17 protein-coding genes are annotated in these 13862 nt (G+C 62.4%); 4 read left to right on the top strand and 13 right to left on the bottom strand.

The window, feature by feature from the left end; translation table 11 throughout:
- Window positions 1-117 precede the first annotated feature (117 nt).
- The 7 genes from MHX52_RS07675 to MHX52_RS07645 all read right to left on the bottom strand — a co-directional run bounded on the left by MHX52_RS07675 (window position 118) and on the right by MHX52_RS07645 (window position 2452).
- Window positions 118-333, bottom strand: coding sequence for a hypothetical protein (locus tag MHX52_RS07675; RefSeq protein ID WP_239317513.1), 216 nt, complete (start codon window positions 331-333; stop codon window positions 118-120).
- Window positions 330-563 (bottom strand): hypothetical protein, encoded by a 234-nt coding sequence (locus MHX52_RS07670; protein ID WP_239317510.1) that lies wholly within the window; start codon window positions 561-563, stop codon window positions 330-332. The genes MHX52_RS07675 and MHX52_RS07670 overlap by 4 nt, the downstream gene beginning before the upstream one ends.
- A 9-nt stretch (window positions 564-572) precedes the next feature.
- Window positions 573-866, bottom strand: coding sequence for a hypothetical protein (locus MHX52_RS07665; RefSeq protein ID WP_239317506.1), 294 nt, complete (start codon window positions 864-866; stop codon window positions 573-575).
- A gap of 131 nt (window positions 867-997) precedes the next feature.
- Window positions 998-1264, bottom strand: coding sequence for a hypothetical protein (locus tag MHX52_RS07660; protein ID WP_239317505.1), 267 nt, complete (start codon window positions 1262-1264; stop codon window positions 998-1000).
- Complete coding sequence (locus MHX52_RS07655) at window positions 1261-1437, bottom strand: helix-turn-helix domain-containing protein (RefSeq protein ID WP_239317503.1); 177 nt, start codon at window positions 1435-1437, stop codon at window positions 1261-1263. The genes MHX52_RS07660 and MHX52_RS07655 overlap by 4 nt, the downstream gene beginning before the upstream one ends.
- Before the next feature lie 585 nt (window positions 1438-2022).
- The gene (locus MHX52_RS07650; RefSeq protein ID WP_239317501.1) at window positions 2023-2193 is read right to left on the bottom strand and encodes a hypothetical protein; all 171 of its coding nucleotides are present in this window, start codon (window positions 2191-2193) and stop codon (window positions 2023-2025) included.
- A 37-nt stretch (window positions 2194-2230) separates the two neighbouring features.
- Window positions 2231-2452, bottom strand: a complete 222-nt coding sequence (locus MHX52_RS07645) for a hypothetical protein (RefSeq protein ID WP_239317499.1) — start codon at window positions 2450-2452, stop codon at window positions 2231-2233.
- Window positions 2453-2616: 164 nt separating this feature from the next.
- Here MHX52_RS07645 and MHX52_RS07640 point away from each other — a divergent pair, with 164 nt between their 5' ends.
- From MHX52_RS07640 to MHX52_RS07625, 4 genes are read left to right on the top strand one after another with little or no spacing between them, the layout of a single operon-like run.
- Window positions 2617-3117, top strand: a complete 501-nt coding sequence (locus MHX52_RS07640; protein WP_239317497.1) for a helix-turn-helix transcriptional regulator — start codon at window positions 2617-2619, stop codon at window positions 3115-3117.
- Window positions 3110-3496: an ImmA/IrrE family metallo-endopeptidase gene (locus MHX52_RS07635; protein ID WP_239317496.1), complete on the top strand. Its 387-nt coding sequence runs from the start codon at window positions 3110-3112 to the stop codon at window positions 3494-3496. Before MHX52_RS07640 ends, MHX52_RS07635 begins: the two co-directional genes overlap by 8 nt.
- Entirely contained in the window at window positions 3493-4260 is a 768-nt protein-coding gene (locus MHX52_RS07630) for a PH domain-containing protein (RefSeq protein WP_239317494.1), read from the top strand. Before MHX52_RS07635 ends, MHX52_RS07630 begins: the two co-directional genes overlap by 4 nt.
- 35 nt (window positions 4261-4295) lie before the next feature.
- The gene (locus MHX52_RS07625; protein WP_239317492.1) at window positions 4296-5471 is read left to right on the top strand and encodes a site-specific integrase; all 1176 of its coding nucleotides are present in this window, start codon (window positions 4296-4298) and stop codon (window positions 5469-5471) included.
- 140 nt (window positions 5472-5611) lie between these two features.
- Here the strand turns inward: MHX52_RS07625 and MHX52_RS07620 are convergent, their stop codons facing one another.
- The 6 genes from MHX52_RS07620 to MHX52_RS07595 form a co-directional block, all read right to left on the bottom strand.
- Window positions 5612-7465 (bottom strand): alpha/beta-hydrolase family protein, encoded by a 1854-nt coding sequence (locus MHX52_RS07620; RefSeq protein WP_239317490.1) that lies wholly within the window; start codon window positions 7463-7465, stop codon window positions 5612-5614.
- Complete coding sequence (locus MHX52_RS07615) at window positions 7452-9314, bottom strand: ABC-F family ATP-binding cassette domain-containing protein (RefSeq protein WP_239317488.1); 1863 nt, start codon at window positions 9312-9314, stop codon at window positions 7452-7454. Before MHX52_RS07615 ends, MHX52_RS07620 begins: the two co-directional genes overlap by 14 nt.
- Window positions 9307-10392: a 4-(cytidine 5'-diphospho)-2-C-methyl-D-erythritol kinase gene (locus tag MHX52_RS07610; RefSeq protein WP_239317486.1), complete on the bottom strand. Its 1086-nt coding sequence runs from the start codon at window positions 10390-10392 to the stop codon at window positions 9307-9309. The genes MHX52_RS07615 and MHX52_RS07610 overlap by 8 nt, the downstream gene beginning before the upstream one ends.
- On the bottom strand, window positions 10389-11339 hold the full coding sequence (gene rsmA, locus MHX52_RS07605) for a 16S rRNA (adenine(1518)-N(6)/adenine(1519)-N(6))-dimethyltransferase RsmA (protein WP_049049187.1): 951 nt from the start codon (window positions 11337-11339) through the stop codon (window positions 10389-10391). Before rsmA ends, MHX52_RS07610 begins: the two co-directional genes overlap by 4 nt.
- A 104-nt stretch (window positions 11340-11443) precedes the next feature.
- Window positions 11444-12619 carry a resuscitation-promoting factor gene (locus MHX52_RS07600; protein ID WP_070487942.1) on the bottom strand — a complete coding sequence of 392 codons (1176 nt, stop codon included), beginning with the start codon at window positions 12617-12619 and terminating at the stop codon, window positions 11444-11446.
- 313 nt (window positions 12620-12932) lie between these two features.
- Entirely contained in the window at window positions 12933-13850 is a 918-nt protein-coding gene (locus MHX52_RS07595) for a TatD family hydrolase (protein WP_239317484.1), read from the bottom strand.
- Window positions 13851-13862 lie beyond the last annotated feature (12 nt).

Genomic DNA, 13862 nt, shown 5'->3' with positions numbered 1-13862 from the left:
GGCGTAGTAGTCCGGTGGTGGGTGGCGTGTTGTTGAGCTGGTCTTCCAGCTGTTCGATCTGCTCCGCGAGAGTTTTAGCCTGCTGGCGTAGTTCTTCCAAGCGCTCCTGGTTGCTGGTCATGAAGCATCCTCCTTAGGTTCTGGTCGGTAAACGGGTGCCGAATCGTCCGGCTCGTACAGGTCGTAGTAGGTGACGCTGCTCTCGCCAGGGTCGGGCGTGATGAGGCCGGCGACGTGTAGCTGGTGCACGAGCTCGAATAGGCTTTCGCCTACTTCGTCCATGTAGGCGGCGATATCGATCGCACGGTCAAAGTTCGTTACCGGGCGGCTCATGCTGCGCCCTGTGGTGTGGTGAGGAAGTTCGGGTCTAGGTTGAACCTAGTGACCAGTAGATCCAGAGTGGATTCGTTGATCTTTGTCCTACCGTGATCCGGACTGGCGTAGACGAGGAGTGTCTGTGTGGAGAGGCCGCATATTTCTGCGGCTAGGTCTGTGCCGTAGCGCACGATCTGTCGTTGCACTACGTCATGGAATCCCGCGGGGATGGGGACGTAGGGTGCCATGGTTGGCTCCTATCTGATGTGTCGGGTGTCGCTGGTGATGCGGTCGCAGATCGCGCGGATCGACTGCACGTTGGCATTAATCTCACGGCGTAGCCGATCACCGGGCGTCCCCTTTGGTGATTTGGATAGTCTGCTGACCTGCGTGGAGAGCTCACGGTTGCGGGAGCGCAGGAGCGTGATGCGGTGTAGCAGCTCGGTGACGTACGCTTCCGGGATGGTGTCGTGGGTCAGCATGTAGTCGTGTGTGGTGGTGACTAGCTTGTCGAGTTTCATCTCGCGCAGCTGGGTTTCAAGGTCTTTCAATGGGGGGGCTTTCTAGGTCAGCAGGATTACGCAGATGATGATGACGCCCATGCCCACGGCAAAACCGAGGGAGAACCAAAACGGCGGCGGCGGGGTGGAATCGTCGTGGTCGTATGGGTCGATCAGTGGCATTAGACGAGCAACCTCCCCAAGTGCCAGGCGATCAGCAGGATTGTGCCCGCGATGGTGATAGCCGCCAGAGATGCTGCGATCATGTCGAACAAGGTCACCCTCTGCTCATCATTGAGCTGGTAGGGTGCCGCGTCATCGGTGTAATCATCGTCCGCTTCCAGCCACTCGTCGATCTCGTTAATGAGGCGCTGTTGCGCGCCCTGGATTGCAGGGTGGGCTGACGGGATGATCCGTTCTGTGATTGGGGTGTCATCGTGACGGCTCATGATGCGTCCTCCTTGGGGGTGATGGATTCGACGGGGATTCGGGTGGAGTTCCCGATACGGATGGGGTTGAGGTGGGCGAGCCGGCCCTCGCGGGCATGGCGGTACAGGGTGCCGGGCGGTATCCGCAGTATTTCTGCAGCCTCGGGTATGGTGTAAAATTTGGGTTGGGTCACAGCTTTTGTCCTTTCTTGTGACCTTGTTTTTGGTGAATGGCAGAACAGCAGCACCCCATCTGGATCAGAATTGATTAGGCGATGATCTGGGTGGGGTTTGTTGTGTTTTAGGGGAAGGGGCGCAGCGTCACCCTCGCACTCTTCGCGGGTGGTCGTGGGGTGGGCTTACGCGGCGACGAAACGTCGGAAGGTCGACCGCTACGCCCCTAGTACCCTCGGCAGGACTCGAACCTGTCTTGCACGTCACGTAGCGCGCGCCTAGTGGCTGGCGTGGCTGGTGATCGCGTGCAAACAACCTTGTGAGGGTCTGTGTCGTCTGTAGTTACCTCCCACTGGCGGGTGGGGTGCCTGCCCTAGTCAAGGGCTTGCGGGGGTCATGGCGCGTCTAAGAACCAGCGCTCGCCCCGCCCGTATCGCAGACGGTGATATTTAGTTGTCAAAGAACTCGGCCATTGGTGGCCTTGTGCCCTACCGGGGAATTGCACTCCGGCATGGTCTACCTAGGGCGCGAAACGTCACTGTGACGCTTCGTGGTGGCTCGTCCAGGCTTCCCCTCCCAGACGAACCGGACTATTTAGGTGCAGCTCATGCCATGAGTGCTGCAACCTGCTCGTCGATCTGCGCCCGCACCTCGCGGAGGTCTTCGACGGCACGGTTGATGGCATCCATGTCACGGTGTTCTTTCAGTAGCTCGTTGCAGATGTGCGACTCGTAGCCGTGCGCGAGACTTTGTAGGTAGTTGATTGAGGTTGTCATTTGGTTGTTCTTTTTCTTGTGCTGGGTCGCGGGGTGTTTATGCGGCGCGGGGGTCGTCGGTGAGGATCATGTCGTCGAGGGGGCGTCCGGTGATTCGCTTCAGGATCATGAGCGTTGCGATGGATGGGGTGGATTTTCCACTGTGGTAGTTCCGGATTGTGGTTCCGGTTTTGCCTAGGAATTTCCACCCAAGCTCGTCAAGACTGTTGCTTCCGGTTTTGCTCATTGCGTCTTCAAGGACTCTGGGGTCTATGCGCATTAGGTTTGGTCACCTCCTCGGTGTGCTGTTCTTCGCTTACCTGTGCTTAGTTAAGCACACATTGGTGAAATTACGCAAATGATTTTTAAAAAAGTTTTATTTTCGCAGGTCGCAGCTGTGCGAAATGTTGCCCACATAGGGCGGTGTGGGGTAGCTTTTAAGGCATGGAACACACGCAATGGCTCGAATCAGTGACGGACAATTCAGTCCGAGCGACCGCCAAAAAGATTGGGTTAGCTCCGCGCACCCTCGCCACCCAGCTAGAAAAAGGCAATCTATCCCCAGAGAACGTGATCGCCATCGCCATCGCATACGGACACCACCCCGTCGGCGCACTCGTCGACACCGGCTACCTCGACGAAAAATGGGCACAACAAGTAGACCCAGCCCACGCCATCCGCACAGTCTCCGAAGACCAACTCGCAGATGAAGTCCTCCGCCGCATGAAACTCGGCAAAGCCCACGGCGCACTAGACACACCAATTGACGAGCTCACCGAACGACGCGCCAAGAAATCGAACACCACCAGCCCAGATGTCCAACCCAACCCCTATGATGACGGCACCGTCACCCCATGGGACGAAACCCAACCCCACGCCGCCGACCACTCCCCCGACGAAGATCAACTCAGATGGAAGGAGGAAAACCCTGGATACGATGACTAAAAGCCTCCACGACCTCGCCACCCTCCACCACATCCACATCACATGGCACACCGGAGGACCCAAAGGCGCATGGCTACCATCCACCAGACAGATCAGCCTCCGCGCCGACATGAGCGACACACAAACACTCTGCACACTCGCCCACGAACTCGGCCACGCACTACAACGCCATCACGCCTGCAGCGATGGCAAACAGGAACGCCAAGCCGACAAATGGGCGGCTAATACTCTCATCACCATTGATGAGTACGCGCAGGCAGAACTACTCCATGACGGCCACCCAGGAGCCATCGCCGATGAACTAGGCGTAACCCGCCACCTCGTCGAAGCATGGCAATCAATCTACGAAAACCAACTCACACTAAGGAAAGCAGCATGAAAACCCAACGAACCATCAAGACCCCAGCACACCAAGTACTTGACGCTATTGAGGAATACGGTCGTACGAGCTTCCCCAAGGTCGACATCACCCGCCATGACGACGCGGTGACGTTCTTCCGGAAGGTGATGTGGCAGAAGCAAACCGCCACTTTCACTATCGAGGGGAGCCTCCTGACCGTTGAGGCCGAGGCGATGGATGCACAGAAGTGGGCATATAGAACACTCGGCAGCATCGACAACCTGCTCGATGACGCCGGCTGGGCAAACGCCGCACACACCCACGGGATCAAGAGCACTAAGAACGTTCTGGTGCGCAACCGAGTGCTAGAGGAGCTGTCCCCCGGCGAGCAGATTTCCATTGCTGCGATGGGGCTGGCAATGAAGAAGAACGCAACCATTGTGGTGACGGATCGGCGGGTGCTGCTGGTCGAGGACTCCGCACTCGGGACGGTCACACGCAGCCGGACTGTGGGACTGGAGAAGATCAGCGCCGTGAACGTCGAGTCTGGCGTGATGTATGGCGAGGTGGAGATTGTGACCTCGAATGAGTCGATCAAGGTGGAGAAGATTCTTGGGGATGAGGCCGAAGCGTTAGCGCGCGTGCTGCGGGAACAGTTGGACGCGCCGAAGGCCACATCGGGCGCTTCAGCTGCTCCCGCTGGCAATGTTGATCAGCTTGCCCAGTTAGCTGAATTGCATGCCCAGGGTGTGCTCACTGATGAGGAGTTTGCGGCGGCGAAGGCTAAAGCGCTTGGCCTGTAGTCGTATCGTGCCCCTCCGTAGGAAGAACCAAGACCATGAGCGTCCAGAAACGCACCACTAAAACAGGTAAGACCCGTTGGGTCGCCCGCTACCGTGACAAGACCGGGCGAGAGCACTCGAGGTCATTCGACACACAGCGCGAGGCGAAGCAGCACATCGCCGACCAGCAGGTCGCACTCACCCGCGGGACATGGGCAGACCCGTCTAAGGAGAAAACCACGCTCGGCACCCTTGTCGAGGATTGGATCAATGCCGGCACTGAGGTGTCCAGGCCGTTCCGTGTGTCCATGATGCGTAACCTCGGTGATCTGGCTGACCAACCTGTCGGTACGCTTGCCCCTGCCGATATCCGCGCCTGGGTGGCGACATTACAGACCGGTAGGCCTTGGAAGGGTGGGGCACCACTAGGTGTGTCGGCTGTGTCGAGTGCGCTCGCCAATGTGAAGCTCGTGCTTGAGCAGGCGGTGGATGATGGGTTGATCCCGAAGAATCCTGCGCGCCGTGTGACCGCGCCCGCTCCCACTACGCGCGTGACATGGCATGACATACCCACCAAAGAGCAGATCGACCAGCTGATACGGTACGCACGTACAGGCTATGGAAAGCGTGAGAAGGGTAAGAAGTATTCGTGGTTCCAGGCGCATCCTGATCTGTCTGTAATGATCCGTGTGAGTGCTGCGACGGGGTTGCGTCCCGGTGAGGTGGCCGGCCTGCGGTGGCAGAACGTGGATTTCGATAATGGTCAGGTTCTGGTGATGGAGCAGGCTATGCGGACGGGGGCGGGCACGCGACCGTTGAAGACTGGTGATAAGGGTATTCGGTCGTTGAGTGTGGATGCGGAGACTTTGGAGGCTGTCGATTCGTTGCCGCGTGTGGATGAGCGTGTGTTTCATACTCGGTGGGGTGGGGTGCCGATGACGGCGGAGAAGTATGCGCAGGCGTTGCGTCGGTTGTGTTTGGTGGTGGGGGTTGATCCTGTGAGGCCGCATGCGTTTCGGCATTTTCATGCGACGGAGTTGTTGTCTGCTGGTGTGCCGGTGAAGGCTGTGCAGCGTCGGTTGGGGCATGCGTCGGCTCGGGTGACGTTGGATGTGTATGCGCATTTCGTGCCGGGTGGTGATGATGTGGCGGCGGATGTGATTGCGGGTGTGTTGTCTGGTGCGGGATCGGTGCGGGATCGGCGTGGTGGTTTGCGTGTTGTTGGTGGTTAGTGGCCTGGTCGTGGTGTGGTTTTTGGTTATTTTACGTTGATAAGGATCATGGTGCCCCACCCTACGCTGTGCACCCGAGTGTTGGCAGATGTCCAGCTGATCCGACATGCCCGTCCCTGCACTCGGTACTGCCTCCGGCCCTAGCCGTTGTCCACGCCGACTTCCTTCTCCGGGCCTTGCGATTCCATCGCCTCGTCCAGCTGCTTCCGCAGCTCCTCGGCGCGCTGCGGGTTGAAGTCCCGCCCGCCGACCATCGCCAGCATCCCGTCCAGCACGCTGTTGCCGTAGTTGTGCCCGTGGCCGTTCGGCACGTTAGCCGCAACCGGGAGGTCCATGGTGACCTGCCAGAAGGTAACAAACGGGATCCAGGACATAGACAGCGAGCGGTCAAAGCCGGCCGGTTCCTTCAGCCAATCGGGTTCCTGGGCGATCAGCGACGGCGACCACCACACCACCGGATCCGAAGGGTGCTGGATAAACAGGATTCGCGGTTGGTGCCACCCGGCGCGCGAGGTCAGGTCTTCTTCTCGACGCCACCGCCAGATCTCATCGGAGTTCTCCGCAAAGCGGACATTCAGCCCGCCCGCGTATTCCGCAGACACTTGCGGCGAGCCGGGGTCTCGCCGATCCACCAGGTCGTGCCACAGCTTGTTTGAGTTTGGCGGCCCCACCCACAGCAGACCATCCACGCTAGAGACGATGTCGCGCACGCCAGAGAATGCCCCACTGCCCGCGTTGGTGCCCAGCGATTCACCGTAGACATACAGCTTCGGGCGGTCGTTTTCCGGCAGGGTGTGCCACCAGTCCACGATGGTGGAGACCAGCGCCTCTCCCGCGTCTTCCACGCGCTGCTGGTCAGCGATGAACTGCACGCCACTGGGCAGGTAGGAGTACTGGGCGGAGGCGATCGCGGAATCGCCGTCGAACATCAGCTCGAAGGCCTGGGCGGCCGTGGGGTTCACCCACCCGGTGCCGGTCGCGGGCACCACGAGCAACGCCTCGCGGTCCTTCGCGCCCGTCCGCTTCAACTCCTCGACTACGCTTTCCGCCCGGGCTTTATCCGTATCCTCTGCACCGTTTTCCAGGCTGGCGTACACACGGATGGGTTCCTTGCTGGGCCGGCCGGTCAGATCTTCCAGCTCATCCTTGTACAGCCCCAAGCCGACGAACCTAGTGCCGAAGGCCCCCAGGTCCTCCCACTTGTTGGGCGACTGCGGGCTACCGGAGCGCTCCGGCACCTGGGGTTGCACCAGGTCTTCCCGAATCTCCTGATCCCGGACCGAAAACACCCGTTCGGTGGCGCTGACAACCGTGCCGGGAACGACGGTATCCACCAGGAAAAGCAAGGCCATGCCGACGGCCAACCAGGCGAACAGCGGGCGGGTAACCCCACCCAAACGGCGCCCCACGGGGCCATCTTCCAAGGCCTCGATCAGCCACAACAGACCCTTGCCCACCAGCACGATCAGCGCCCACAGTCCGATGCCGATGGGCAGCACCAGCAGGAACTCCGCCGCCGTATAAGCCTCCGCGTCCATCAGATGTGCCAGCTCTCGCTGCCAGCGCACGGCGAAGGAAACCCACACAAGTAGTGCCAGGATCACGACTGCCACGAAGCCGATCTCCAGGCCATTCTTCAGCTTCCGCATCCCCCGGTCGCTGAGCTCCAGCCTGTCCTGCAGCTTCTCTAGCAGCCCCAAGGCCTTGCGTCGGCCCCGTCCCATGGGCTCATTGAAGCGCCGTTGCAGGAAGGCCTCCCACAGCCAGTGCAAGAACACGCCAACGGTGTAGCCGGTGCCACCGGAGATACCCGCGACCACGCCCTGAAACAGCCAGTCGCGCGGCAGCAGCGAGGGCGTCAGCGAAGCCGCGAACAGCAGCGCGCCGACGATCACACCGCCGGGATCCACGTGGGCCTCCCACTGATCCCTGGCAGCGCTCAGCCTCCCAGTGATTTCCTCCTCTGCGGTGGAGGCGACATCAGCTATCTTCAAGCTTCTCCCCGATTTCTAGCCACTGCATCTCCAGCTCGCCGCGTTCCTCCTGGTTGGCCTTCAGGTCCTTATCCAGTGCGGCCAGCTCGTCCGTCACGGGCTCGCCGGTGGCTGCCTTCTCCGCCACCTCGTTCATCTTCTCGTGGATGGAGTTAATCTTCTGCTCGATCTTGGACATCTTCCTTTCCAGCGCACTCATTTCCTTGGTGAGCGCGTGAACCTCCTTGGCGCCGAGGCTGGGGCGTCCAGAAGAAACAGCGCCAGAACCGGCGGCGCCGGAGCTACCAGAACCAGAATCCGCAGCGTCGAAGGTCAGCGTGTTCTTGCGCCCCTCATCGCTGGCCTCCTGTTTGCGGCGCTCCAGGTACTGCTCAATGCCACCGGGCAGGTTCGTCAGCCGGCCATCGCCGAACAGCGCCCACGTGGAATCGCAGATGCGCTCGATCAGGTAGCGGTCGTGGGAAATCACCACGAGCGTGCCGGGCCATTCGTCCAGCAGGCTTTCCAGCTCCTGCAGGGTGTCGATGTCCAGGTCGTTCGTCGGTTCGTCCAGCAGCAGCACGTTTGGCTCGGCCATCAGCACGCGGGTCAGCTGCAGGCGGCGCTTCTCGCCACCCGACAGGTCCCCGATGGGCGTGCGCTGGCGCTTCGCGCTGAAGCCCAGCCGCTCGGCCAGCTGGGAGGCGCTGATTTCCTTGTCGCCGAAGGTCACGTAGCTGGCAACGTCCTCGACCGACTCGATCAGGCGCTTCGTGGGATCCAGGTCGTCCAGCTCCTGCCGCAGCCAACCCAGGCGCACGGTCTTGCCCTCGACGCGGCGCCCCTGCTCCAGCGGCGCCTCGCCCGCCAGGGTGCGCAGCAGGGTCGTCTTGCCGGAACCGTTCACCCCCACCAGGCCGATGCGCTCGCCGGGGCCCAAACGCCAGGTCAGGTCCTCGACAAGGGTGCGCCCGTCCGGGGTGGCGATGCGCGCGTTCTCCAGCTCGATGACCTTCTTGCCCTGGCGGCGCGCAGAGAAACTCATCAGCTCCACCTTGTTGCGCATCGGCGGCACGTCGGCGATCAGGGATTCCGCGGCCTCGATGCGGTAGCGCGGCTTCGAGGTTCGCGCGGGCGCACCGCGGCGTAGCCACGCCAACTCCTTGCGCGCGAGGTTCTGGCGGCGCTGCTCGGCCGCGTCCGCCTGCCGGGCGCGCTCGGCGCGGGCGAAAGTCCAGTCGTTGTAGCCACCCTCATAGACGTCCACCGCGCCGTCGTGCACCTCCCAGGTGTGGTTGGCGACGGTATCCAGGAACCAGCGGTCGTGGGTGACCACAACCAGCGCAGTGTTGCGCCCCAGCAGGTGCTCAGCCAGCCACTGCACACCTTCGACGTCCAGGTGGTTGGTCGGCTCGTCGAGGATCAGCAGGTCCAGATCCTGCACCAACGCGGCGGCCAGGCCGGTTCGGCGGCGCTCGCCACCGGACAGCGAGTGCACGGGAGTATCCAGCCCCAGCCGGGCGATGTCCAGCCCATTGAGTACGCTACGCACCTTCGGGTCGCCGGCCCATTCGTATTCCTGCAGACCCAGCGGTTCTAGCACTGCCCCGGCGACAGTCATGCCTTCCGGCGCGTCGCGCAACACGTCCTGGGTGACCATGGCCATGCGCAGGTCGTTGTTGTGGCTTACGCGCCCGGAGTCCGGCTCGTCCTTCCGGCTCAGGATGTTCAGCAGGGTGGACTTACCACCGCCGTTGAGCCCGACCACGCCGATGCGGTCGCTGCTGTCTACACCGAGGCTCACGTCGTCGAGCAGGGTCTTGAGCCCATAGCTCTTCGAGACTTTTTCTAGGTTGATGAGGTTACTCAAGTACTTCTTCCCTTTTTATGACGCCCGCAGCCGCAGCTGGGGAACTCGTCGTCATCGTGGAGCTGGCTTTCCCGGCCACGCTAACGGCTGTCGCGACCTCCACCGCGTCGTCAGCGGATGCGCATAGCATGGCGACCGTGGGCCCGGAGCCGGAGACGATTGCGGCGATGGCGCCGGCTTCCTCGGCGGCCTTCAGGGTCTCGCGCAGGCTGGGCAGCAGGCTGATGGCCGGGGCTTGCAGGTCGTTAACCAGCAGCTTTCCCACTTCTTCCGGGTTGCCTGTCCGCAGGGCTGCGATCAGCCCCTCAGGGCTTCCAGCTCGCGCGGCCTTGGGGCTGGCCTCCGAGGCAGCGGCGCGCTGCTGGTCCAGCTGTCTAAACACCTCCGGGGTGGATAGGCCGCGCTTGTCGGTGGCGATGGCCCAGTGATAGGTGCCCGTGGCGATGACGGGCATGAGGTTTTCCCCTTTGCCCGTGCCGCGGGCCGTGCCGCCGAGCAGGCAGAAGGGCACGTCGGCGCCCAGGTCGGCTGCGATGCCGGACAATTGTGCGCCGTCCGGGCGGCGCGGGGAACGCGGGTCCGGGAAGTACAGCTCTGTCGCCGCAACCAGCGCGGCTGCCGCATCCGCCGATCCCCCGGCCATTCCGCCGGCAACGGGAATTCCCTTGTCGATGTGGATGTGCACGGGCGCGTCGGCCCAGGGGACGTGCGCGTCTCGTGCCAGTTTCTGGATTGCGGCAACGGCCTTCCACGCCAGGTTGCTGGAATCCTGTGGCACCAGGTGGCTGTCGAAGCCGGAGACGCTCCAGGTGCACGGCGCCGCGTCGGCGGCCTCCTGCGCAACTTCGGCCTCTCGTACAGCTTCGGCATCATGTGCGTCCTGCGCACCTTGTGCATCCCGCAGCGCGACGGTGACCTCTTCCTTCAGCGAGACGGCCTGAAAGATCGTGTCGAGCTCGTGGTATCCGTCCTCCCGGGCCGGCCCCACGCCGAGATGCAGGTTCACCTTGCCGTGCGCACTAGCTGTGACGGAGCGGTACTGGGGCTGCTGCGGACCGAAGATGTGGGAAACAGTCATTGCGCCCCCCTCAGCGAAGCCACGGCCAGCTGCACGAACTGTTCCGTCGAGAGCTTCTCACCGCGAAGGGTCGGGTCGATCCCCGCGCTTCGCAGCGCATCTTCGGCCGCCTGGCCGCTGCCGAAGTGGCCGGAAAGGGCGGCGCGCAGCGTCTTGCGGCGCTGCAGGAAGGCGGCGTCTGCCAGAGCGAAGACCTCGCGGCGCAGCTGCTCGGCATCCAGCTGTCCAACACCCTGGTCTGCGTCAAACTGTTCGGCGCCCGACTGCCTGCCGGCCCACGGCTCCGCCCCTTCGGCGTAGCGGTCGATGCGCACCAGGCCGGAGTCGATCTTCGGCGCTGGCCAAAAGACGTTCTTGCCGATGGTCGCCGCGCGGGTGACGGAGCCATAGAAACCAGCCTTCACGCTGGGCACACCATAGATCTTGGATCCGGGCGCGGCGGCCAGACGGTCGGCGACTTCCAGCTGCACCATGACCAGAACGCGGTCGATACTGGGGAACTCCTCCAGCATGTGCAAGAGCACGGGAACGGAGACGTTATAGGGAAGATTCGCCACCAGTGCGGTGGGAAGGGGGCGTCCAGCGTCGGCAAAGTCCTGCGCCGTGACCGCCATCGCGTCCTTGAGGATCACCGCCGCATCGGCCTCGCCTGCGCCCTGTTCTTCCAGGGTGGCGGGCAGCTTCGCGGCCAGGCGCGGATCGATCTCCACGGCGGTAACGCTCGCGCCGGTTTCCAACAGCGCGAGGGTCAAAGAGCCCAGGCCAGGGCCGATCTCCACCACGTTGTCGTCCGCGGTGACATCGGCGGCCTTGACGATCTTGCGCACCGTGTTGGGGTCGTGGACGAAGTTCTGCCCCAGCTTCTTAGTGGGGTTTAGGTCCAGTTCCTCGGCGAGCTGCCGGATCTCATTGGGCCCCAGCAGCCGAATCTTCCGTTCATTCACCATTCACAGGATAGTCGAGCTGGTGCCCGATAAAAACCGAGGTTGCTGCGCTGCTGTGCATAACTATGCACAGCCATGCTCGGCAGTGCTCGGCAATGGCCTAAGGCTTAGCGCAGACCCATCTTGGAGGTGCAGGCAGGCCATGCGCCCCAGCCCTGTCCGGCCTGCACGCGCTCGGCAACTGCGATCTGCTGCTCGCGGGTAGCCATGTGGGCAGCCGGTGCATACTCGGTGCCACCGAAAGCAGCCCAGGTGGACGGGGTGAACTGCAGGCCACCAGAGAAGCCGTTGCCGGTGTTGATGGACCAGTCGCCGCCGGCCTCGCACTGTGCCAGCTGATCCCAGACGGAGCCGTTGGCCACAGCCGGGGCTGCCGCGCCAGTGTTGGAGCCCTTGTCGTCGGCCTTGTCAGCCTTCTTGGTGCCGCGGATGATTACGCGCTCCTTTGGAGCGGCGATCTCCTTGCTGGACTTCTCCTCGCGGCTAACCTCTTCGCCGTTGACAGTGCGGACGGTCGCAACAACGCGAGCCTTGCCCGGCGCGCCCTTCTCTACGACCTTCTCCTCACCCTCGGGCATGTTCGGGTCTTCCTTCACACGCTCCGGAGCCGGGATCTCCTCGACCTTGGTCTCCTCGCGGTTGGCGATGCGGGTGACCTCGACGTGCATGCCCTCCTTCAGAGGGGTGTTGGCGGCCGGGGTGACCTTGTCATCCTTGCCCAGCGGGGTGCCACGCATCTCGAAGATCTCGCCCACGGTGCGGGCAGGCAGGCTCATGCGGCCGTCCTTGCCACCGTCGTTCAGGGTGAACTTCTTCGGGGTAACGATCTCCAGCTCCATGCCATCGAGCGGGATCTCCTGGTTACGCGCCTGGGAAAGCTCGCTCGCAGCGTCGCTGCGGCCGATCTGGTCCAGCAAGGAGCCGACAGTCAGTGCAGTGGTATCGATCTTCTCCTGCTTGCCGTCGATAGTCAGAGCCACGGTGCGGGCGCTGCGGACAGTGATCTTGGAGTTGTCGCTGATAGCCTCGTCCAGCGCCGGGGTGACCATGGCGCGGTTGTCGATCTCCACGCCTGCGGACTTCAGCGCGCCCTCGACGTCGCCGGACATGGTGCTGGCCTGGATGATGTCGCCGTTGACGTCCAGAGTGACCGACTTCTGCCCTGCCACCGCAACGCCACCGCCGACAACCAGGGTCGCGAGCATGCCACCCGTGGCGATGCGCAGCGGGGTGGAGCTGGTGTTGTTAATGCGGTGCAGGTGGGACTTCTTCTTCGGTGACACTAGATCGTTGCCTCTCTTGTTACTGACGCCCTTTAGGTTTCAACTTCGCCACGTTCTGTGCACGTAGCAACGGGGCGTCCGAACGCCGATTTTCTCAACTTTTGTCACAATACGATAACGATCCTTGTTAAACAAAGATCCAGGCCAAATTGTTCCGCAAATCACAAATATGGGGGTACAGCTGCGGTAACAGCAGCCACAACCCCCAACATGCATTAATTTCTATACCTTTTCGTTACCTGGCGTCACACCAGAAACAGGAACCTCACTAGCGGAGACACCTGCAGAGATACCGGTAAAACCACAGTGTGCACTAAGCGCCCAGATCGATCCCGTAGAGCCGTTGAGCGTTCGCGGTGACCAGCTCTCCCAGTTCCTGCGGCGCCATCCCCCGCTGCTCCGCCACGCAGGCGGCGGTGTAGCCAACAAAGGCTGGCTCGTTACGCGCACCCCGGAAAGGCTCAGGGGTCATGTAGGGCGCATCGGTCTCCACCAGAATCTGTTCCGCCGGGGCAATGCGCGCCGCCTCGCGCAGTTCCTCATTGCGCTTGAAGGTCACGTTTCCTGCGAAAGACAGCACGTAGCCGCGATCCAGCGATTCCTTGGCCACATCCAGCGGGGAGGAAAAGCAGTGCAGGATCACATTCTCCGGCTGCGGCGCGTCGGCGAGCACCCGCAGCAGGTCGGCATCGGCCTCACGGTTGTGGATCATCAGCGCCTTGCCGGATTCGCAGGCTAGGTCGATGTGGAATCGCAGCGCCTCTTCCTGCACCTCGATGCTCGGGGTTTCCTCCCCGTCTCCTGGATCCTTGCCGATCCAGTACGCATCCAGGCCGGTCTCGCCGATCGCTACGCAGCGCGGGTGGAAGGCCATCTCGCGCAAGCGCTCGCGCACTGCCCCCGTCACCGTCTGAGCCTTAGTCGGGTGCACGGCGCAGGCCGCCCACACGCGGTCGTGGAACTCCGCAGCCTGCAAGGCCTTCTCCGTCTCTTCGATACCGTCGCCGACGGTGCACACGCCGCGTACACCCACGGCATAGGCGCGATCCATAAACTCACCCACCAGTCGGCGGTGATCTTCCTCCCCAAACGTCCTATCCCCTGCGTCCGACCCCACCACGTCCTGCCGGCGCTGATTCTTCAGCACTGTGGACCACAGGTGGGTATGCGAGTCGAACAGCGGGACGATCGGCTCGGGCGGAACGGGTGTCGGACGCTTCTTTCTTGCCATGCCCACTACCCT

Origin of the sequence: Corynebacterium sp. ACRQJ (assembly GCF_022346045.1) — a bacterium.
Lineage (GTDB): Bacteria > Actinomycetota > Actinomycetes > Mycobacteriales > Mycobacteriaceae > Corynebacterium > Corynebacterium evansiae.
Note: the sequence above shows the minus strand (reverse complement) of the source record. Positions and strands in the feature narration are given on the sequence as shown.

Coding starts and splice junctions, on each gene's coding strand:
- MHX52_RS07640 (WP_239317497.1), top strand. CDS start 2,617: ATGGAACACACGCAATGGCTCGAATCAGTGACGGACAATTCAGTCCGA.
- MHX52_RS07660 (WP_239317505.1), bottom strand. CDS start 1,264: ATGAGCCGTCACGATGACACCCCAATCACAGAACGGATCATCCCGTCA.
- MHX52_RS07610 (WP_239317486.1), bottom strand. CDS start 10,392: ATGACTGTTTCCCACATCTTCGGTCCGCAGCAGCCCCAGTACCGCTCC.
- MHX52_RS07675 (WP_239317513.1), bottom strand. CDS start 333: ATGAGCCGCCCGGTAACGAACTTTGACCGTGCGATCGATATCGCCGCC.
- MHX52_RS07630 (WP_239317494.1), top strand. CDS start 3,493: ATGAAAACCCAACGAACCATCAAGACCCCAGCACACCAAGTACTTGAC.
- MHX52_RS07595 (WP_239317484.1), bottom strand. CDS start 13,850: ATGGCAAGAAAGAAGCGTCCGACACCCGTTCCGCCCGAGCCGATCGTC.
- rsmA (WP_049049187.1), bottom strand. CDS start 11,339: ATGGTGAATGAACGGAAGATTCGGCTGCTGGGGCCCAATGAGATCCGG.
- MHX52_RS07625 (WP_239317492.1), top strand. CDS start 4,296: ATGAGCGTCCAGAAACGCACCACTAAAACAGGTAAGACCCGTTGGGTC.
- MHX52_RS07635 (WP_239317496.1), top strand. CDS start 3,110: ATGACTAAAAGCCTCCACGACCTCGCCACCCTCCACCACATCCACATC.
- MHX52_RS07650 (WP_239317501.1), bottom strand. CDS start 2,193: ATGACAACCTCAATCAACTACCTACAAAGTCTCGCGCACGGCTACGAG.
- MHX52_RS07670 (WP_239317510.1), bottom strand. CDS start 563: ATGGCACCCTACGTCCCCATCCCCGCGGGATTCCATGACGTAGTGCAA.
- MHX52_RS07645 (WP_239317499.1), bottom strand. CDS start 2,452: ATGCGCATAGACCCCAGAGTCCTTGAAGACGCAATGAGCAAAACCGGA.